At 65.8% G+C, this 18,565-nt stretch carries 19 protein-coding genes; 5 read left to right on the forward strand and 14 right to left on the reverse strand.

Annotated features, from left to right (window positions below):
• Positions 1-18: 18 nt before the first annotated feature.
• On the reverse strand, positions 19-801 hold the full coding sequence (locus ACZYZ9_RS12340) for a DUF1275 family protein (RefSeq protein ID WP_463826549.1): 783 nt from the start codon (positions 799-801) through the stop codon (positions 19-21).
• Positions 802-950: 149 nt separating this feature from the next.
• Here ACZYZ9_RS12340 and ACZYZ9_RS12345 point away from each other — a divergent pair, with 149 nt between their 5' ends.
• Both ACZYZ9_RS12345 and ACZYZ9_RS12350 read left to right on the forward strand, forming a co-directional pair.
• The gene (locus tag ACZYZ9_RS12345) at positions 951-2,018 is read left to right on the forward strand and encodes a YihY/virulence factor BrkB family protein (RefSeq protein ID WP_463826550.1); all 1,068 of its coding nucleotides are present in this window, start codon (positions 951-953) and stop codon (positions 2,016-2,018) included.
• Between the two features lie 44 nt (positions 2,019-2,062).
• Complete coding sequence (locus ACZYZ9_RS12350; RefSeq protein WP_463826551.1) at positions 2,063-2,311, forward strand: hypothetical protein; 249 nt, start codon at positions 2,063-2,065, stop codon at positions 2,309-2,311.
• 6 nt (positions 2,312-2,317) lie between these two features.
• On the opposite strand, the gene ACZYZ9_RS12355 is transcribed toward ACZYZ9_RS12350, so the two are convergent.
• From ACZYZ9_RS12355 to ACZYZ9_RS12395, 9 genes are all read right to left on the reverse strand, one after another.
• Positions 2,318-3,511 carry an acyl-CoA dehydrogenase family protein gene (locus ACZYZ9_RS12355; RefSeq protein WP_463826552.1) on the reverse strand — a complete coding sequence of 398 codons (1,194 nt, stop codon included), beginning with the start codon at positions 3,509-3,511 and terminating at the stop codon, positions 2,318-2,320.
• 4 nt (positions 3,512-3,515) lie between these two features.
• Positions 3,516-4,553, reverse strand: coding sequence for an acyl-CoA dehydrogenase family protein (locus tag ACZYZ9_RS12360; protein WP_463826553.1), 1,038 nt, complete (start codon positions 4,551-4,553; stop codon positions 3,516-3,518).
• Positions 4,540-5,310, reverse strand: coding sequence for an amidohydrolase family protein (locus ACZYZ9_RS12365; RefSeq protein WP_463826800.1), 771 nt, complete (start codon positions 5,308-5,310; stop codon positions 4,540-4,542). The genes ACZYZ9_RS12360 and ACZYZ9_RS12365 overlap by 14 nt, the downstream gene beginning before the upstream one ends.
• Before the next feature lie 77 nt (positions 5,311-5,387).
• Positions 5,388-7,004, reverse strand: coding sequence for an acyl-CoA synthetase (locus tag ACZYZ9_RS12370; protein WP_463826554.1), 1,617 nt, complete (start codon positions 7,002-7,004; stop codon positions 5,388-5,390).
• Between the two features lie 8 nt (positions 7,005-7,012).
• Complete coding sequence (locus ACZYZ9_RS12375) at positions 7,013-8,224, reverse strand: amidohydrolase family protein (protein WP_463826555.1); 1,212 nt, start codon at positions 8,222-8,224, stop codon at positions 7,013-7,015.
• 40 nt (positions 8,225-8,264) lie between these two features.
• Positions 8,265-9,143: an enoyl-CoA hydratase gene (locus tag ACZYZ9_RS12380; RefSeq protein ID WP_463826556.1), complete on the reverse strand. Its 879-nt coding sequence runs from the start codon at positions 9,141-9,143 to the stop codon at positions 8,265-8,267.
• Between the two features lie 136 nt (positions 9,144-9,279).
• Positions 9,280-10,197 (reverse strand): alpha/beta hydrolase, encoded by a 918-nt coding sequence (locus ACZYZ9_RS12385; protein WP_463826557.1) that lies wholly within the window; start codon positions 10,195-10,197, stop codon positions 9,280-9,282.
• Between the two features lie 10 nt (positions 10,198-10,207).
• Complete coding sequence (locus tag ACZYZ9_RS12390; protein WP_463826558.1) at positions 10,208-10,834, reverse strand: TetR/AcrR family transcriptional regulator; 627 nt, start codon at positions 10,832-10,834, stop codon at positions 10,208-10,210.
• Positions 10,831-12,156: a flavin-containing monooxygenase gene (locus tag ACZYZ9_RS12395; protein ID WP_463826559.1), complete on the reverse strand. Its 1,326-nt coding sequence runs from the start codon at positions 12,154-12,156 to the stop codon at positions 10,831-10,833. The genes ACZYZ9_RS12390 and ACZYZ9_RS12395 overlap by 4 nt, the downstream gene beginning before the upstream one ends.
• Before the next feature lie 248 nt (positions 12,157-12,404).
• On the opposite strand from ACZYZ9_RS12395, the gene ACZYZ9_RS12400 reads away from it, so the two are divergent.
• Complete coding sequence (locus tag ACZYZ9_RS12400) at positions 12,405-13,619, forward strand: CaiB/BaiF CoA transferase family protein (RefSeq protein WP_463826560.1); 1,215 nt, start codon at positions 12,405-12,407, stop codon at positions 13,617-13,619.
• A gap of 21 nt (positions 13,620-13,640) precedes the next feature.
• On the opposite strand, the gene ACZYZ9_RS12405 is transcribed toward ACZYZ9_RS12400, so the two are convergent.
• Positions 13,641-13,913 (reverse strand): GlsB/YeaQ/YmgE family stress response membrane protein, encoded by a 273-nt coding sequence (locus tag ACZYZ9_RS12405; RefSeq protein ID WP_463826561.1) that lies wholly within the window; start codon positions 13,911-13,913, stop codon positions 13,641-13,643.
• Between the two features lie 93 nt (positions 13,914-14,006).
• Entirely contained in the window at positions 14,007-15,014 is a 1,008-nt protein-coding gene (locus tag ACZYZ9_RS12410; RefSeq protein WP_463826562.1) for a dihydrodipicolinate synthase family protein, read from the reverse strand.
• A gap of 235 nt (positions 15,015-15,249) precedes the next feature.
• On the opposite strand from ACZYZ9_RS12410, the gene ACZYZ9_RS12415 reads away from it, so the two are divergent.
• Positions 15,250-16,017 carry a TetR/AcrR family transcriptional regulator gene (locus ACZYZ9_RS12415; protein WP_463826563.1) on the forward strand — a complete coding sequence of 256 codons (768 nt, stop codon included), beginning with the start codon at positions 15,250-15,252 and terminating at the stop codon, positions 16,015-16,017.
• Here the strand turns inward: ACZYZ9_RS12415 and ACZYZ9_RS12420 are convergent.
• Together ACZYZ9_RS12420 and ACZYZ9_RS12425 are read right to left on the reverse strand one after the other, a co-directional pair.
• A complete protein-coding gene (locus ACZYZ9_RS12420; protein WP_463826564.1) occupies positions 16,014-16,910 on the reverse strand; it encodes an enoyl-CoA hydratase/isomerase family protein in 897 nt (298 codons plus the stop codon). The two genes, ACZYZ9_RS12415 and ACZYZ9_RS12420, sit on opposite strands and share 4 nt — an antisense overlap.
• Positions 16,907-17,590, reverse strand: a complete 684-nt coding sequence (locus ACZYZ9_RS12425) for a hypothetical protein (RefSeq protein WP_463826565.1) — start codon at positions 17,588-17,590, stop codon at positions 16,907-16,909. The genes ACZYZ9_RS12420 and ACZYZ9_RS12425 overlap by 4 nt, the downstream gene beginning before the upstream one ends.
• A gap of 131 nt (positions 17,591-17,721) precedes the next feature.
• Here ACZYZ9_RS12425 and ACZYZ9_RS12430 point away from each other — a divergent pair, with 131 nt between their 5' ends.
• Positions 17,722-18,543, forward strand: a complete 822-nt coding sequence (locus ACZYZ9_RS12430; protein ID WP_463826566.1) for an enoyl-CoA hydratase/isomerase family protein — start codon at positions 17,722-17,724, stop codon at positions 18,541-18,543.
• The last annotated feature ends 22 nt before the right edge of the window (positions 18,544-18,565 follow it).

Consider the following 18,565-nt stretch of genomic DNA (forward strand, 5'->3'; position numbering starts at 1 on the left):
GTCCGCGAGCCGCAAAGGTCAGACGGGCACCAACACCGCCCGGCGCTCCCGGCCCTGCACCATGTTGGCCGCGGCGACCGCCACACAGATCGAGGCGGGGACGAGCAGCGCACACCCGCCGAGTTGAGCACCGATCAGGATCCCGGCGATACCACCGGACAGGAACAGCAACAGCGTCACGGTGAGGGTCACGATCTTCCACGTGTCGATGCCGTCCTGACGGCTGCGACCCAGCATCAGCCCGAGATCGGTGACGGTGCCGGTGAAGTGAGTGGTGCGGATGGCCATGCCGCGGAAGCTGGAGGTCAGCCCGTTCTGCAGGCCGAGGGCCGCTGCGGCCAGCAACGCTTGCACGGCAGTTTTCTCAAAACCCAGTCCGACCAGGTGCACCTTCACCGCATTGATTTGCAGTGCGTCCGAGCCAGGGGTGCCGGACGGAAACGCCGCCGCGGCGAGTAGCAGCAGCACCGCCTGCGCCGACAGGATCAGGGCATGCCGGCTGGCCAGCGGGGCCCGAACCGATGCCAACAGCGCACCGGCGACGGCCGCCCCCACCAGGAAGCCCAGCAGGATGGCGGTCAGCACGTGGCTCTCGTATCGCCACGGGTGGGCGGTGTCCATGCCGAGCTGGGTGGTGACCCCGGTGAGGTTGCCGACCGGCACCGCCAGCACCAGCAGCGCCACCGCATTCACCGAACCCGCGTTGAACGCCAGCAATCCGCTGTAGGCGAGTACCCGGCCCCGAGGGTGCATCCAATCGAATCGACGCGGCCGAACTTCGGGGAAGCCGTTGAGGGTCATTCGTGATTTCTCCAGGTCTGCTCGGCCGAGATGCTGTGTGCGTTGACCCCATGTTGGTCGGGCGGCTTTGGAGGATTCTCAACGAATTCTTGGCATCGACGGGGGCCGCCGCGGGGTGTGAATCAGTGCGCCGGCGGGAACCGGAAGATATGGCCCGATCCGACACCGACGAAGCGCCGAGCGACAAACGCAAACGGGCGCTCGATCCCGACGATCCGAGCAAGCCGCAGTCGCCGGACGACCTGACCAAGGCCTCGTGGCTGTTCGTGCTGCGTAAGACCGGGTACGAGTTCCGCAAAGACCAATGCCTGGACCTGGCGGCCGCACTCACCTACTACGCCGTGTTGTCGGTTTTTCCGGCGTTACTGGTGATGGTCTCGCTGCTCGGCGTCTTCGGTGAGGGACGCCGCACCACCGACGCGCTGCTCGAGGTGGTCGCGGGCCTGGCCCCCGCGTCGGCGGTCGACATGCTGCGTCAACCCATCGCGCAGGTGGTCGACAACCCGTCCGCCGGTTTCGCGCTGATCATCAGCGCACTCGCGGCGCTGTGGTCGGCGTCGGGATATGTCGGTGCGTTCGGTCGGGCGATGAACCGCGTGTACGAGATCGCCGAGGGGCGCCCGGTGTGGAAGTTGCGGCCGCTGCAGTTGGTACTGACGTTGGCGGGCCTGGTGCTGGCCGCGGCGGTGGCCGTCATGCTCGTGGTCAGCGGGCCGGTCACCGAGGCGGTGGGCAACGCGACCGGGTTGGGAAGTGCCGCGCGGACCGCCTGGGCCGTCCTGAAATGGCCGGCGATGCTGGCGATCGTGACGCTGGTGGTCGCGATCCTCTACTACGCGACACCCAATGTGCAGCAACCGAAGTTTCGCTGGCTCAGCATCGGCGCGGGGGTCGCGATCGTGGTGTGGTCCGCCGCTTCCGTCGGATTCGGTTGCTACGTAAGCCGTTTCGGCAGCTACGACCGGACCTATGGCACGCTGGGCGGCGTCATCGTGTTCCTGCTCTGGCTGTGGATCACCAACCTGGCGCTGTTGTTCGGCGCCGAACTCGACGCCGAACTGGAGCGGGGCCGGCAACTGCAGGCCGGCATCGCCGCCGAGCGCGAACTGCAGTTGCCACCGCGCGACACCCGCGTCGTCGAGAAGAACGAGGCCGCCGAGGAAAAGGACATCAAACGCGGCCGGTGGTTACGCCGTACCCGGGGCAGACGCGACTGAGCCCTACTCAGTCGGCATCCGACCCATCGACTAGCGTCGGGAACATGGCTGAAATCTCCGGAAACGACCGAATCGATGACGTCTCCCCCGGCGATCTCATTGCGCTCGTGCGCGCTACGGGTGAGCAGACGTGCAAAGTGGTGTTCAAGGACGCCACCGATGAGGGATACGTCGTCACGCTCGAGGGCGACAGCGGTGAAACCTTCCAGCTCGAACTGGCGGCGGGCACCACGGTCAAGAGATCGCTGGCCGCGAAGTGGGAGTCTCCGCAGAGTCCGACCTCGCACGCCTGAGGGACCTCAGGACACCTTGGTGGCCGGCGGCGAATAGTTCGGCTTGCCGAGTCCCAGCACGTGCTGGGCGATCATGTTGCGGAACACCTCCAACGTGCCGCCGTAGATCCCGGCCAGCGGGGCGAATCGGTAGAGATATTCGGACGTCCCGTTGTCGGCGGCGCCGTCGGTCTCGATCGGCAGTACCGAGGCGGGACCGGCGATGTCCATCAGATCGGTTCCGATGTCACGCATGGTCTGCGCCTGCGCGACCCGGCCGAAGATACCCGGTGTCGACAGCGCCGCTTCCAGCCGGGCGGCGCTGCGCCCGAGCCGGAAGGCCACCGATCCGTCGTCCACCCGGCGGGACCCGTCCGGTCCCGGTTGGCCTACCCGGGCCGCGACAGCGTCGACCGCGGCGGACATGAACCCGCTCTGGTGCGCCATGATCGCGACGTCCTGCAGCCCGTCCGGCGCCGCCGACACCGCTCCGTGCTCGGCATCCAACGGTCCGCGCAACACGGTCCAGCCGCCGTTGACCTCACCGAGCAGGTATTTGTCGTCGACCCGGACATCGCTGTAGTACACGATGTTGGTCCGGTCTCCGTCGACGGTGCGGATGCCCTGGATTTCAATGCCCGGCAGGTCGAGCGGCACCAGAAACATGGTCAGGCTCTTGTGTTTCCGCGCGTCCGGGTCGGTATTGGTGATCAGGAACACGTACTGGCAGTTGTGCGCGCCGGTGGTGAACATCTTGGACCCGTTAATGACCCATTGATCGCCGTCCCGCACCGCGCGCGTCTTGCACGTGGCGACGTCGGATCCGCCTTCGGGTTCGGTGTAGCCCAGGCACATCCGCACTTCTCCGCTGAAGACCTTGGGCATCACCTCTTCGACGAGTTCGGGTTTTCCGAACGCCGCGACTGCCCGCGCCACCATCGCGGTGGTCCCCCACGTCACCCACGGCGTATGCACCCGGCGCTTCTCCAGCTCCCAGATGCGTCGCCGCACCCGGCTGAAGCCACCCTGGGTAGACGGCGTCCACTCCTTTTCCAGGTAACCGGCGGCTCCGATCGCCAGGTGGACGCCTTCGTCGAAGTTGTCACCAGTGTCGCGGTCGCGGCGGCGAACCTCGTCGGTGACATGCTCGGCGAGAAAGTTACGCACCTCGGCCAGGAATGCTTTGTCGTCGTCGTCCAGTTCGACCAATGCGAAATCCATTGTTCTAGGCGCTCTCTCGCTCAGCGACGAGCACACCGACATGCTTGGCCGCCAAGCCGGGATCGCCACCGGCCAGCGCCCAGCCCCTTGCCCGGACCAGATACGCTGTTGCCGCGGCCTCGACGGAGACCCCGAGCCCGCCCTGGATGTGTACCGCCATGGTCGCCGCCTTGGGCGCCTCCTCAGCCATGAACACGAACGCGCACCCGGGCAGTTCCGGACGCACCTCGGGCTCGTTGTCCAGGTACCAGGCGGCACGCCGGGCCAGGTTGCGGCCACCCTGCACGACGATCGCCATGTTGGCCAGTGGATGGGAGATGGCCTGCAGCGTCGAGATCGGCACGCCGAGCGTGTAGCGCGACTTGGCGAATTCCGCGGCGATCGTCATGGTCTGCTCGATCAGGCCGGTCAGGGCCGCGGCGGTCAACACCCGCCACTCGTCGACCGCGCGCCGGTAGGCTGCGACCGCCTCCGGGCCCGAACCCAGTACCGTGCGCGAATCGGCCGCACCGGGGTCCACCCAGGCCATCGGCAATTGTCCCAGGTTGGGCACCCGCGCGGGCCGGGTGGCGAATTCGAGTAGCACCACCTCGTCCCCGTCGGCGACGACCAGCGCGTCGGCGATAGCCGCTGAGGCGATAAGTCGTTGCTCTGCAACGGTTTCCGACGTCACGTCCAGCCCGATGATCCGGCTGCCCTCGACGGCATCACCCTCGACCGCGCCGAGGCGTTCGGCCAGCCGCACGGCACAGACGTGGTCGATCCAGGGCACCGGCGCCAGCGCCCGGCCGAGTTCCTCGGCGACCAGCGCGAGGTCCACCAGCGTCGCACCGTCCCCACCGGCGTCCTCCCCCACCGCCATCGACGTGGCACCCATAGCGCACAACCGCTCCCATAGGCTTTTTTCGAACCCGGTTTCCTGTGCGGCCCATACTGTTTCGATCGGGCAGTGGGTGTCCAGCAACTGCCGGTAGGCGGCCTGTAGCGCCTTATGGTCGTCGGTCAGGCTGTAGTCAACCCGGCGCAGTTCATAGCGGTCCATCGGCACTCCTGAAAAAGAACTCGTTGGCGTTGTTGTAGAGGTAGTTGTCCAGCACATCCGCGGGAAGGTCGAGGGCGTTGGCCTCCGGCACCACCCGGTGCTGACGCAGCACCGGCCAGTCGGAGGCGAAGATGACCTTGTCCCGTCCCCGGGTGCGCATGAAGTGGATAAGGCTGTCCGGCAACCGCTTCGGGGACCAGGCCGACGTCATCAGCCGCAAGTTGCGATACTTGATCAACATCCGGATCGCCACGTCCCACCAGGGATCGGCACCGTGGATCATGCACAGCTTCAATTCCGGGAACCGCACGCACACCCGGTCCAGGTGGATCGGGTTCTGCACCTCGCCGGGGATCGGCGGGCCCGGTAGGCCCGTGTTGACGCACAACGGCAACTCGATCTCGGCGCATTTGGCGTACAGCGGATAGTAGACCGCGTCACTGGGCGGGTACTGGCCGTCGGCCCAGAAGCTCGGTCCCACAACGGTGTAGGCGACCGGAAGGTCCGCCACCATCGCGGTCAGCTCCCGCAATGACGCCACCGGGCGCAGCAGGTTGACCCCGCCCAAGGCCAGTGCGAACCGGTCCGGGCGGTCTGCGGCGAACTTGCGGGCGGTGATCGAGGGCTTGGCGAGGTTGTCCATCAGGATCGCCTTGCGCACCCCGTGCTCGTCCATCTCGTCGAGTAGTTCGGCGAGATCCACCGGGTCGAACATCGACGCGGGTCCCTTGAAGTAGTCGTCGCGGACCCGCTTCATGAATTCCGGCTGCTTCTCGGTCTCACCGAAGTGCACGTTGACCAGGCAGTCGATGACTCGGCGGGCGTTTGATGACGTCACTGGCCGGTCCTCGCGGTCTGTGCGGCTTCGCTCTTGGCCCACCGGTAGTCGGCTTTGCCGTTGCCCAGCCGGCGCACCTTGTCCACCGCGACGAACGCCTTGGGCACCTTGAACCGGGCCAGCTCCGCCGCGCAGTGCGCACGCAACGCATCGCTGTCTGGCTGGGCATCCGCCCGCAACTCGACCAGGGCCACCACTTCCTGGCCCCACCGTTCGCTGTCCCGCCCCACCACCAGTGCATCGGCGACAGCAGCGTGCGCGCGCAGCACCTCCTCGACCTCTTCGACGAACACCTTCTCGCCACCGGTGTTGACCACCAACGAATCCCGGCCGAACAGGCGCAGCGTGCCGTCGGCGTCCACCGATGCACGGTCCCCCGAGATGACCACCCGCTGCCCGTTCACCACCGGGAATGTCTTGGTGGTCGCGGCCTCGTCGTCGAAGTAGCCCAACGGAATACGACCGCTGCGGGCCACCCAGCCGATCTGCGAGTCGCCCGGGTCCAGGAATCGGCGGTAGTCCTCCGAGAGCACCAGACCACCGGGGCGGATGGCGAAGGTGTCGGCCTGGGTGCCCGACCGGCTGTGCCCGTAACCCATGTTGCCCGTCTCCGAAGAACCGTAGCCGTTGATAATCGTGATGTGCGGCAAGTACTTCAGCAGCGCCTGCTGATGTTTGACATTGGTGGCCGCCCCGCCGGTGCCGATGGCGAACAGAGCGGACAGGTCGTAGTCGCGGCGGCCCAGTTCGTCGACCAGGGGTGCGGCGTAGGCATCGCCCACCATCGTCATCAGGCCGACCTTCTCCCGCTCGGCGGTCTCGAGCACCGTTGCCGGGTCGAACTTCTGGCGGGTGTCATACAGCACGACGGTCTGCCCGTTCAGCACCGCCGAGAACGCCGTCCACAATCCGGCGGCGTGCATCAGCGGCGACACCGCGAACCACGGCGCGCCGGCGTTCTGTACCCGCTGGCGGATCTCGGTGACGTCCGCGTGGTCGGCGCCGTTCATCGAGGCCACGTACATGTCGGCCTGTCGCCACAACACACCCTTGGGTCGCCCCGTGGTGCCGCCGGTGCAGATCATCAGCAGGTCGTCCGGTGACGGCGTATTGGAATGATCGCAATCGCCTTGTGCCACGGCATCTTCCAGCGTGACGGCAGCGGCCAGCTCGGAGCCGTCGCTACCGTCGTCGACCGAGATCAACAGATCGATCCCTGCCAGCACATCGGCGAACTTCGCACCCAGCGCGCGGTGGTAGATCACACCCCGCGGCTTGACGTAGTCAAGCAGGTCGGCGACTTCGCGCGGGGTGTAGTAGTGATTGACGTTGACCGGCACCACCCGCGCCTTCAGACAGGCGATCACCATGTCGGGGTACAGGTCGTTGTGCATGATCAATGCCACCCGGTCCTGTCCGCACTCCCAGTTGCCCAGCGCGTCACGCTCGGCATGAGCGCCGAAACCGTTGTCCGCCAGATAGTTAGCGAGACGACGGGTGCGCTCCGCGGATTGCGCGAAGGTGCTGCGGCGGGAGCCACAGATCGTCATCAACCGGTCCGGCACGGCCTCGGCGACCGCATCGAGCACCGCTCCGATCGTCCATTCGCTCATCAGGCGTGTTACACCGACGCCGGGACGTTCGCGTTCAGCAAGTCAAGTGCGTTGTCGCGCATGACTTTGCGGGTGTCCTCTGCACTGAACTCCGGGAACTGCGGGATGTCGGCGGTGAAGGCCATCGGGTCGGCCAGCCCCTCCCCGTGCGGCCAGTCCGAGCCGAACAGGATCTTGTCCACACCGATCGTCTCGGCGAGCAGTTTGACGTCGTCCTCGTAGTACGGTGCGATCCAGACGTTGTTGCGCAGTTGCTCCACCGGGTCTTCCTTGAAGTGGTACGGCGCGGTGTTGGCAGCCTTCTTCAGGCGCTTGATCAGCCGGTAGACGAAGTACGAACCGTTCTCGATGCTGGCGACCTTCAACTTGGGATGACGGGTGAAGACCTGGTGCACAATCATCGACGCCATCGTGTCGTGGATCGCCCGATCGTCGAGCAGCACCTGATCCAACGGGTCCTTCTTGCCGAAACCCTCGAAAGTGGCCTTGCCGCCCCACAGCGCATTGATCGCCAGGTAGCCGCTGTCGCTGAGGTGGAACCCCACCGGGACGCCCGCTTCGGCGAGCCGCGCCCACACCGGATCGTGCAGCGGATCCCCCAGTGAGCGGGGCTTGACCAGGCCGGGCACCGGAGCGGGCCGGACCAGCACCATCCTGGCGCCCTTACCGAGTACGAAATCGACTTCCTCGACCGCCTTTTCGGGATCGGCCAGCGAGATGATCGGCGCCGAGATGATCCGGTGATCGGGCCGGTCGAAACCCCAGTCGTCGTCCAGCCACAGGTTGAAGGCCCGCACCGATGCCATCGTTGCCGGGATGTCGTGTTTGAGGGCCTCCTCCACCCCACACGCGAAAGTCGGCAGCATGAACACGGTTTCGAGGTTCTGGTTGTCCATCACCTTGATCCGGGCGTCCCGGTTCTGGTACTCGGGATGGTTGGCCATCCGATCCACCTTCATCAACGAGGCGGGGTCGACGCCCTCGGGGATTTCGCCACGGAACAACAGATCCAGGCAGCCCGGTTCGATGATCGGATCGAAGGTCGGGTTCGGGATGAACTGGTTGATCCGCTCGCCGATCACCGCCCAGGTGCGCTTGCCGTCGCTGAGCATCTGCACACCGCGGCGCTTGAATTCCTTGGGCAGGTAGCGGGTGAACGAGTCGATCGGCTCGTAGTAGTGATTGTCGACGTCAATCGCCTGGTAGTCCAACGTGCTCATCGTCGACGTCCTCCCTTGTCCTCGAAGTCATTGGTTCCCCTCATGTGTCGCCACCTTCGGGGACCTCCTGGGGCGACGGCAGCGACGGGAAGTTCGGTGCGCGCTTTTCGAAGAACGCGGTGATGCCCTCGATGAAGTCGGGGCGTGTCATGGACTCGTGCATCAGCTGCTCGGCTCTGTTGCTGGTCTCGACGATGGGCAGGCCCGCGTCGGCGTAGAGCTGCTGTTTCATCGCGGCCAGCGAACTGGGCGCGCAATTGCGGGCCATGTCTTCGGCGTAGGCCAGCGCGCGGTCCAGCAACTGCTCGCGGGCCACCACCTCCTTGACCAGTCCGAGCTCGGCCGCTTCCTCGGCGAGGAAGGTCCGGCCGGACAGCAGCAGGTCGGTGGCCGCACCCCAGCCGACCAGTCGCGGCAGAATCCAGGAGATGCCGTACTCGGCGACCAGCCCGCGGCGCGCGAACGCCGTGGTGAACTTCGCACCCGCGGCGGCGAAACGGACGTCGGCCATCAGGGCCAGCGACAGTCCGATGCCGGCAACCGACCCGTTGATCGCCGCGATCACCGGCTTGCGCAGCTGGGTGAGGAAATACGGGTGTTTCTCGGCGACCAACGCACTGATATCGGTCTTACTCGCGGAGCCGACCGTCGTCGACGAGATCGAATCGAGGCCACCCATGTCCGCCCCGGCGCAGAACGCCCGCCCGTTGCCGGTCAGCACGATGACCCGAACGGCCGGGTCGGCTTCCGCGGCTTCGAAGTAGCGGTAGAACATCGACATCATCGGCTGGCCCCAGGCGTTCATCCGCTTCGGCTGGTTGAGCGTGATGACGGCTACGCCGGCAGCGGAGATCCGGTAGAGCACCGCCTCGCTCGACGCGGTCGGCCGCTCCGCGACCACGCTGCCGTCGGTGCTCATTCGGAGCCATCCCTTCATCGTCTGCCGGCCGCCCGAGGATGACCGAGTAGTACATACTGTATACCTATCGGTACATCTTTCTGCAACGTGGCTCCCGGGCGGCATCCGGCCGTCAAATGCCTGATCAGCGGCCCGCTCACCCGACCTCGGCGGACCTCGCAGCGACCGGTCCCAGCACCCTGGTCAAGAAGCCGATCTGGTCTCTCGAGGCCTGCTCGAACCACGGGTGGCCCGGCCACACGTCGAAGTGGTCGCACGGGTAGTGATGCACCTGCGCCCGACCGTGCACGGCGGTGCGCGCGACCGAGGCAGCGGGCACGAAGCGGTCGAAGTCGGCGATCTGGATCAGCAGCTCGGACCGCAGCCGCTTGGCTGCGGCCTTGGTCCTGATCTTGGCCAGCTCGAATCCGACGGCGGAATCCACCTCGTTGCGCCAGGACGGTCCGGCGATCGACAGGTAGTTCTCGTACGCCCCGTCCAGGGACAGCGCACCATGCTCGCCCGGGCGCGACGTCAGTTTCATCAACACCGGTGGCCGTCCGCGCGCCACGGCCCAACGGCTGCGGGCACCATCGACGGTCGCCCGCAGGGCCGTTGTGAGGGTGTATTGCTTGAGCACCGCACGGCTGGTGGCCAGCGGATCGGTCAGCGGCGTCATCGCGATCACGGCGGCGATGTCGTCGCGACCGGCAGCGACCCGCAGCACCTGCCCGCCTGACATCGATACCCCCCACAGCACCACCTTTTCAGGGTTCACGTCGGGCAGCGTCTTGGCGAACTCGACGGCCGCTGCGTAGTCCTGCTCCTGCCGTTCGATCGAAATAGACTGCCGCGGCTGCCCTTCGGATCCGCCGAAGCCCCGGTAGTCGAAGGCCAGCACGCCGAAGCCGGCGCCGCTGAGCTTTTCCGCAAAGGGTTGCAGACCCGAGTCCTTGGTTCCGCCGAACCCGTGTGCCATCACCACCACCGGGCGCCCGGCGGCGGCATCGCCGGTGAAATGCCATGCGCTGCAGGCTGATCCGTGTGACTGGAAGGCCAGTTCCCGATAGCTCATGTCGTGCTCCTCAGTGGTCGGTTTTCGCAACGATTCCGTAGACGGCGCCCAGCCAGATCGCGGCTGCGCCGTCCAGCAGTTCGGTCCGGGACAGCGGGCAACCCAGGGTCATCCGTTCCAGCAGTCTGTCGTTGACCTCGAGCAGCACGGTCGCCAACACCGTCGCATCGATCCCGTCCGGTGCGGTACCGGCCGCGCGTTCACTGCCGATCATGCCGGCCACCGACGCCACGAACGACGCACGGGCTTGGTCCCACATCTCCCGTCCCGCGGCGCTGCGACCCCGGGCCTGCAGCGCCGCTTTGAACATGAACCGATGGCGTTCCCAGGTGTCGAACAACCCCTCGAGCATGCCGCGCACCCGGTCCTGCGGGGAGCGGTCGCTGCTGGTGAAGATGTCGTTGACGAACATGGTGTCGTCGACCATGCGCTCCATCAACGCGGCGACGGCTATGGCCTTGTTCTCGAAGTAGAAATAGAAGGCCGACCGGGTGACGCCCGCACGCGCCGCCACCTCGGCGATGTTCACATCGTCGAAATCACGTTGCTGCAAAGTGATTTCGAGCGCGTCCAGGATGGCCTCGCGCCGCTGATCGCCGCGCTGCACGGCCCGGCGGTCGGTGCGTGCCCTGGTCACAGCGCAGCGCCGACAGCCCGCTTGAGTCCGGCCGGGATCTCGCGGGCCCGCAGATCGTGTTCGTAGTAGAAGTAATCCACTTGTTGGGTGTGGCGGGGACGGTCGACGCAGTGACCGGTGTACAGCCGCTGATCGGCGTCGATCACCCGTTCCATCTCGGCCACCGACGGCAGAGCGTAGCGTCCGACGGCGTAGGCGGCCAGCAGCCGCGACTGGCATTCGACGAACGGGAACAGCGTCGGAATCGCTTGAGCGAAGCCGATGAAGACCAGGTTCGGCACGCCCGGCTTGAACATCCGCTTGTAGAGCCGGATGTCGTTGCCCGGCGCACTGATGAAGTCGGCGTCGAAGAACGGGAAGGTGATGTTGTAACCCGTCGCGTAGACGATCACGTCGAAGGCCCCGCTGGTGCCATCGTCGAAATGCACTGTGTCACCGTCGAGTCGAGCCACATTGGGTTTGGGTGTGATGTCGCCGGAGCCGAGCCGCAGCGGCAGTTCCACCGACTGGGTGGGGTGCGCCTCGAACAGTTTGTGGTTCGCCGGCGGAAGTCCGTAGAGGGTCGGATCGATGCCCAGCATCGGGGCCATCAGCTGCGCCATCTTGCGCTGCCAGGACAACGGCAGGTAGGGCGTGGTCCGGAAGAACTTGTCACCGGGTTGGCCGGCGAGGTACTTGGGCACGATCCACGCGCTGGATCGCGTCGACAAGGTCACCGTGTTTTGCAGTGTCCGCGAGGACAACTCGACGGCGATGTCGGCGGCGCTGTTTCCGATGCCCACTACCAGGATGCGTTTGCCGGTCAACTCCAGCGGCGTATGCGGGTCGATGTAATGGTGCGAGTGGATCGTCTCGCCGCTGAAAGTTCCCGGGAAATCCGCCGTTCGCGGATCCCAGTGGTGTCCGTTGCCGACGACGAGCAGGTCGAACTCACGGGTCGCGCCGGATTGATCGCGGATCTCCCACCCGTCCCCGACCGGACGGGCGTGTTCGACACCGTTGTTGAACTCGATGTGCTCGAGCAGCCCGAACGCCTGCGCATAGGAGTCCAGATAGGTCTTGATGTCGGAGTGGTGCGGAAAGGCCGGGAAATTCTCCGGCACCGGAAAGTCCTTGAACGACAACCGGTGTTTGGAGGTATCGATGTGCAGCGACCGGTAGGCGCTGCTGTGGCCGTTGGGGTTGCCGAACGCCCAGTTGCCGCCGATCCGGTCCGACAACTCGAAGGTCGTGTAGGGCACCCCGTAGTCCTTGAGCATCTTGCCGGCTGTCAGGCCGCTGATGCCGGCGCCGATGACCGCGGTGCGGGGACGGGTCGTCATCCCGGGAGGTTAACACCGGTTTTTGACGTGAGTCAATGAATTCTGACAACTGTCAATACGGTGTCACCCGGCGCGAACCGCGGTGATACTGTTGCTCCAACAGTACAGCGCACGGCGGATGTGCAGTACGCTTTTGAGGTGCCCTGCCACGTCGACGACCTCAGCCCGGTTGCCGACGTCAGCGACCCGCGCTACCGATGGCGTTCGTCGCCACAGAGTCAACATCGAGGTTGCCAATGATCAAGGTAATGCAGGGCTTTAGGGTCCTGGAGGTCGCGCAGTTCACGTTCGTCCCCGCCGCGGGAGCCATCCTCGCGGACTGGGGCGCCGACGTCATCAAGGTCGAACATCCGCTCCGCGGTGACACCCAACGCGGCTTCGTCAACATGGGCGGCATCCAGGTCGACCCGGAGCGGCACCCGTTGATGGAGCACCCGAATCGGGGCAAGCGCAGCGTCGGGATCGACGTGTCCACGCCGGGCGGCCAGGAGGTGATATACGAACTGGCCAAGGCATCGGACGTGTTCCTCACCAACTACATGCCCCGGGTGCGGCAGAAGAACAAGTTCGACGTGGAACACATCCGCGCGGTGAATCCGAACATCGTCTACGCGCGCGGCACGGCATACGGCGACAAGGGCGCTGAACGTGACGTCGGCGGATTTGACGGAACGGTGTTCTGGACACGCAGCGGCGTGGGTCACGCATTGACACCGGCCGAGCTGGGCGCTCCACTGTCGCAAGGGATTCCGGCCTTCGGCGACTCCATCGGTGGCATGTTCATCGCCGGCGGCATCTCCGCCGCCCTACTGCATCGCGAACGCACCGGCGAGGCCCTGGAACTGGATGTGTCGTTGCTGAGCACCGCCTGGTGGGCGGCGGGCGCCAGCGTGACCCAGGGCATGGAAGCCGGCGAGGTGATGCGCACGCCGATGCCGGGGACCGAAGCGCTGCTGGTGAATCCGTTCATGGGCAACTACCAGACTTCCGACGGCGGCACCATCAACCTCTGCATCATCAGTCCGACCGGTTTGATCGAGGACACCTTCACCCACCTCGGTATCCCGGACGCCGCCCAGGATCCGCGCTTCGCCGAGGTGCTGCCGCTGATCCAGAATGCCAATGCGGCAGCGGAATTGATCGCCGAAGCGTTCGCCGCCAAACCTTTCGACTACTGGCGGCAACACCTGAAGACGATGAAGGGTCAGTGGGCGCCCTTCCAGAGCCTCATCGATCTGGCCGAGGACGAGCAGGCCCTGGCCAACGACATGATCGCCGAAGTCGAACTCGCCAGCGGCGGCGCGCCTTTCCGAGTCGTCCGCGGACCGGTGCAGTTCAACCACGAACCGCTGGTCACCACCCGAGCCCCGCAGGCCGCCGAGCACACCGAGCTTGTGCTGATGGAACTCGGCATGGACTGGGACTGCATCGCCGAACTTAAGGACGCAGGCGCCATCGCCTGAGTACTGCCGCGTCCGGAGGCGCTACCGCGACACGCGTCCCCGGGTGATCAGCTTGCCGATGGCCAGCAGGATCACCGCGCCCAGCAGGCAGGTACCGAACGAGAACAGCAGTCCGCCGCCCTGCACGTCGACTCCGAATCCGCGCAGCAGGAAGCCGCCCAGCAGTCCCCCGACGATCCCGACCACGATGTTGAGGACCACCCCCATCTGGGCGTCGGTGCCCATGATCTTGCTGCCGATCCACCCGGCCAAGCCGCCGATGATGATCCAGCCGATGATGCCCAAAGTAAGCATTTCCATCCCTTCCGTTACCGGCCCGGGTCGCGCCGCACCCGATGTGAGGGGTATGCCCGCTTCTCGGGCCGATAATCGCAGTCTGCGTTCGGCTCATGCGTCGACGAGGCCGAGCCGGCGGTAGGCGGCCTGCATCTGGACCTTGGCCTCGGGCGGCAATTCCACCTGTGGCGGACGCGAATGCGGATACGCACCGATTGGCAGGCCCAGCAGGCCGGCGGCGTATTTGAATCCGCCGCCCCAGTGGGTGAAGTAGTCGGGTCGTCCCGGGTAGCAGGTGAACCACGACGCCATATCGAGTTCGAATTGGTCCAGGCCGGATTCTCGCGCATAGTCCATGGCCGCCACGAGTCGGCCGCTCTGGATCAGATCCCAGTACTCGGAAAAGATTCGCCGCGACGGAGTTTCGTACAGATAGCCCGCGGTGCCCAGCTGCGCCGGGCAGACGATCCCGTCGCGTAGCCAGCCCGCGCGGTATACCGTCTTGTCGCATTCCCACAACACCAGTTGGGGGGCCAGTTCGTGCAGCCGCCGACTGGCCGCCGGCCGGAACGCGCCCTCCTTGGTGGCGCAGACCGCCGGTATCTCGTCGAAAATCCGCGCGCCTTCGGCCGGGGTCAGCACATAGCCCGACGACGGCGAGTTGAACATGCCCAGCGCGATGTCGGTCCGCGCGGCGATGTACTTGAAGTATCGAAGCACCCCGGCGCCGCCGTGCACTTCCATCATCGGCGTTTGCAGATAGGCGATGTCGGCGCCCGCCTGCTGTGCGTGCAGAGTCAGCTCCAGACTGTCCTTGGCGGTGATCGCCGCCGTGCACGCCTGGACGACGACGTCCGGGTTGATGCTGCGAGCCTCCTCGATGGCCACCTCGAGCAAACGCTTGCGCTCGTCGATGGTCAGTGCCCAGAACTCGGCGATCCCACTGGTACACCACAACATCGGGTGCCCGAGGTCACCGACGCAGTACCGCACCAACGTGCGGTAGGCATCCCAGTCGATGTCGTCGCCGTCGGTGCCGCAGAACGGCGTGTACAGCGAGTTGCCGATCCCGCGCAGAGCTTCGCGCGCCCACGCGCGCGCTTCAGCAGCCGTCGCCACCGCGCACTCCTCTGGTCCGAACCCTCGTGGCCGGCCTTGGTTCCCGTGCCGAGCGCAACCTCAGAACGGCTTCCGGAAACGTGTTACCACAATGCCTACGATAGGGATTACAGTAGCAGACGAACAGAGGCAGGAATCGAGCATTACCGATGGTCACCGGTAAGGTTGTCGGTCGCAGGTCAGAGCTGATCTGCCGGTAGGTCAGGCAGCACAGATCGTCAGAGAGGTGCCGGTAGTGGCAAAGCAGGCAACCGCTGAAAAGCGGCAGCGGCGCGAACGCGGTTCCATCAATCCCGACGACATCATCAGCGGCGCGTTCGAACTCGCCGAGCAGGTGTCGATCGACAATCTGAGCATGCCGTTGCTCGGCAAACACCTCGGTGTCGGGGTTACCAGCATTTACTGGTATTTCCGCAAGAAGGACGATCTGCTCAACGCGATGACCGATCGCGCCCTAGGCAAGTACGTGTTCTCCACGCCGTACGTGGAAGCCAGTGACTGGCGGGAGACCCTGCGCAATCACGCCCGCTCGATGCGTAAGACCTTCATGGGCAACCCGATTCTGTGCGACCTGATCCTGATCCGCGCGGCGCTGAGTCCGAAGGCGGCCCGCATGGGGGCGCAAGAGATGGAGCGCGCCATCTCCAATCTGGTGGAAGCGGGTTTGTCAGCCGAGGACGCCTTCGACACCTACTCCGCCGTCTCGCTGCACGTGCGCGGATCGGTGGTGCTGCAACGGCTTTTCGAGAAGAACCAGTCCGCCGAGAGCGGGTCCCGCTCCATCGAGGACGCGGTGGGCATCGACCCGCAGACCACCCCGTTGATCGCACAGGTCACCGGCAAGGGTCACCGGATCGGGGCACCGGACGAGACCAATTTCGAATACGGCCTGGACTGCATTCTCGACCATGCCGGCCGGCTGATCGAGGAGGGCCGCAAGGCGCCCCGGCCCCGCAAGGCGGCCAAGTCGACCGCACGTCGGGCCAGGCCCACTTCGGGTTAGGCGCCACCGGGGTCGGGCACGTGAAAGTGCTCGTCGCGCAACCGGAATGCCTCTTTCGTGCCGTGCTCTGCGCGGGTCTTGACGAAGTTGAACTCGCCGGGGCCGAACTGCAGATTGGTGCCGTAGGCGTGGAACAGATAGCTCGCGACTTCCTCGCCGTTGTAGGCCTGGGTCTGCTCGACCAACCGAAACGCCTCCTTGGCGATCACCACTCCGTCGGCGGGCATCTTCGCGACCTTCTCCGCCCAGTAGCGTGCCCGCGCGGTAACCGACTCCGAATCGCAGGTGTCGGTGAAGATTCCGAGGTGCTCCAGCTGTCCCGCGTCGATGATGTCCCCGGTCAGCAGCAACCGTCGGGCGAGCACCGGGCCGAGCCGGTGGAAGAACATATGCAGGCTGCCCAGCGCGGGTCCGAGGAACCGCGTCGCCGGCATCCCGATCTTCGTGTCGCGGGCGATCACCGAGATGTCGGTCATCAAGGCCATCTCGAACCCGCCACCGAGGGCGTAGCCGGCGATCTCACCCACCGTTACCTTCGGAAAGCCCATCAGGTTGTGGTAGAAGCCGAATGACTTGCGGTCCACCGTGAGTCGCCGGCGCTGACTCGGACGGCGCTGCTTGCCCTGCGGGGCTGACCCGCCGGATTCGCCGTACCAGCCGTAGGCGTTGTTCATGTCGGCGCCGGTACTGAACACCCCACCCGCCCCCCGCAACAGGACCACCGTGATGTCGTCGTCGTCGGCGACCTGATCCAGGCAGCGGGACACCGCGTTTCGCATGGCGGCGTCATAGGAGTTGCGTTGCGTGGGATTGTTCAGCGTGATCGTGGCGATCCGCCGGTCGGGATCGAGCTCGAAAAGTACCCGATCATCGGTTGTGCCCGTATCGGTCATGCGCCGGCCTCCGTTCTGCGCCTGCCGAATCGGGTAGTGGAGAGCTCGTCCGGTCGAGAGGCCAACGTGTTCACCTCACCGATGCAGAGCACCTCTCCGTCGAGCAGCAGGCGCGCCGTCGACGTGATCCCGCGCTCCGCTGCCGCGCGCTCGATTTCGAAGTCCAGCTCGACCTGCAGCGGCGTCGGACGGCGGAACGTCACACCCAGCGAACGGGTCTTGCCGGACAGATCGGTGCAGCAATTATGATGCTGAATAACACAATCGAAGAACACACCGAGGAACCCGCCGTGCACCAGACCGGGCGGTCCCTCGTACAGCAGCGGAAAAGTGACCCTACCCGCGGCGGCGTCGGACTCCAGTAACTCGAAGCGGTACTCGGGAAAACAGGGATTGTAGGCACCGATGTCGGTCGCATGGTTCAGATAGACGCGCCTGGGATCGTTCTCGGCGTCACCGATCCGCGGCGCGCTGTCGGTGGGCGCGGCGGCAGCGAGCTCGGTTTCCCATGCGGCGAACTTCGTCAGCATCTCGTCCACCGTCGGGTGGGGGCTCTCCAGTGACAGCAGCAACGAGCTGAGCCGGCGCATGGCACCGGCGGCGGCGATTGTCTGGGCGAGCGGCGCCTCGCCGAAGCGGGCGCTACCGGTACCTGCAGCAGGGCTGGTGTCCTCAGCCATGTCGCCCCTCTGGTTGCCGATTCCACCGGCCCCGTTTCCGCCGGTAGGGTTTGTTGCTAACTTATACACGGTAGCAATCGTATTGCATACTGTATGGGTAACCGTATGGATGGGAAGGGTCGGATTCCAGCGTGAGCCACGATGCCGAGACGGCCGATGCCCAGGGCTCGGTGGCAGTCACCCGCACCGGTGCGGTACTGCAACTCACCCTGGATCGACCGGCTCGGCGTAATTCGTTGACACCGTTGATGATCGAAACTCTGGTCGACACGCTGACCGACGCCGCCGCCGATGATTCGTTGCGCGCAATCCACCTCCGCGGCGCCGGTGCCGACTTCTGCGCCGGAGCCGACTGGGTCGCCACCAACCGGGGCGGCGGGCAACGCCCCAGGACCGGAAACCTGGTACGACGGGTGCCGCACGCCACCCACCGGGTGATCGAACTGCTGCACACCATCCAGTTGCCGGTGGTCTGCAGTGTGCGCGGTTGGGCGGTGGGAATGGGCGCCAATCTGGCGCTGGCCGCCGACTTCACCGTCGCCGCGACCGACGCCACGTTCTGGGAACCGTTCGTGGACCGCGGGTTCAGCCCCGATTCAGGGGCCAGCTGGCTGCTGCCCCGTCTGGTGGGCCTGGCGCGGGCCCGGCGGATGTTGCTGCTCGGCGAGAAGGTCAGTGGCGCCGACGCCGCCGACTGGGGACTGATCCACCAGGCGGTGAACCTGCCCGATCTCGACGACACCGCCGAACGACTGTCGGCCCGGCTGGCGGCCGGCCCGACGGTGGCACTGGGTCTGGCCAAACAGGCATTGCACCACGGTCAGCAGGCGTCCCTGCCCGAGTCCATGACGCAGGAGCTCTACAATCTGGAACTCGCCTGCCGCACAGCGGATTTCAAAGAGGGTCTGCAGGCATTCCGGGACCGGCGCACACCGGGCTTCGACGGCCGCTGACCACCACCACGAAGGGAACATC

The sequence above is a fragment of the Mycobacterium sp. IDUB_28 genome (assembly GCF_055419285.1).

Bases quoted from the DNA above. Each gene is read 5' to 3' on its own strand.
- ACZYZ9_RS12340 (WP_463826549.1), bottom strand. From the start codon at position 801: ATGACCCTCAACGGCTTCCCCGAAGTTCGGCCGCGTCGATTCGATTGG.
- ACZYZ9_RS12345 (WP_463826550.1), top strand. From the start codon at position 951: ATGGCCCGATCCGACACCGACGAAGCGCCGAGCGACAAACGCAAACGG.
- ACZYZ9_RS12350 (WP_463826551.1), top strand. From the start codon at position 2,063: ATGGCTGAAATCTCCGGAAACGACCGAATCGATGACGTCTCCCCCGGC.
- ACZYZ9_RS12355 (WP_463826552.1), bottom strand. From the start codon at position 3,511: ATGGATTTCGCATTGGTCGAACTGGACGACGACGACAAAGCATTCCTG.
- ACZYZ9_RS12360 (WP_463826553.1), bottom strand. From the start codon at position 4,553: ATGGACCGCTATGAACTGCGCCGGGTTGACTACAGCCTGACCGACGAC.
- ACZYZ9_RS12365 (WP_463826800.1), bottom strand. From the start codon at position 5,310: ATGAAGCGGGTCCGCGACGACTACTTCAAGGGACCCGCGTCGATGTTC.
- ACZYZ9_RS12370 (WP_463826554.1), bottom strand. From the start codon at position 7,004: ATGAGCGAATGGACGATCGGAGCGGTGCTCGATGCGGTCGCCGAGGCC.
- ACZYZ9_RS12375 (WP_463826555.1), bottom strand. From the start codon at position 8,224: ATGAGCACGTTGGACTACCAGGCGATTGACGTCGACAATCACTACTAC.
- ACZYZ9_RS12380 (WP_463826556.1), bottom strand. From the start codon at position 9,143: ATGAGCACCGACGGCAGCGTGGTCGCGGAGCGGCCGACCGCGTCGAGC.
- ACZYZ9_RS12385 (WP_463826557.1), bottom strand. From the start codon at position 10,197: ATGAGCTATCGGGAACTGGCCTTCCAGTCACACGGATCAGCCTGCAGC.
- ACZYZ9_RS12395 (WP_463826559.1), bottom strand. From the start codon at position 12,156: ATGACGACCCGTCCCCGCACCGCGGTCATCGGCGCCGGCATCAGCGGC.
- ACZYZ9_RS12400 (WP_463826560.1), top strand. From the start codon at position 12,405: ATGCAGGGCTTTAGGGTCCTGGAGGTCGCGCAGTTCACGTTCGTCCCC.
- ACZYZ9_RS12405 (WP_463826561.1), bottom strand. From the start codon at position 13,913: ATGCTTACTTTGGGCATCATCGGCTGGATCATCATCGGCGGCTTGGCC.
- ACZYZ9_RS12420 (WP_463826564.1), bottom strand. From the start codon at position 16,910: ATGACCGATACGGGCACAACCGATGATCGGGTACTTTTCGAGCTCGAT.
- ACZYZ9_RS12425 (WP_463826565.1), bottom strand. From the start codon at position 17,590: ATGGCTGAGGACACCAGCCCTGCTGCAGGTACCGGTAGCGCCCGCTTC.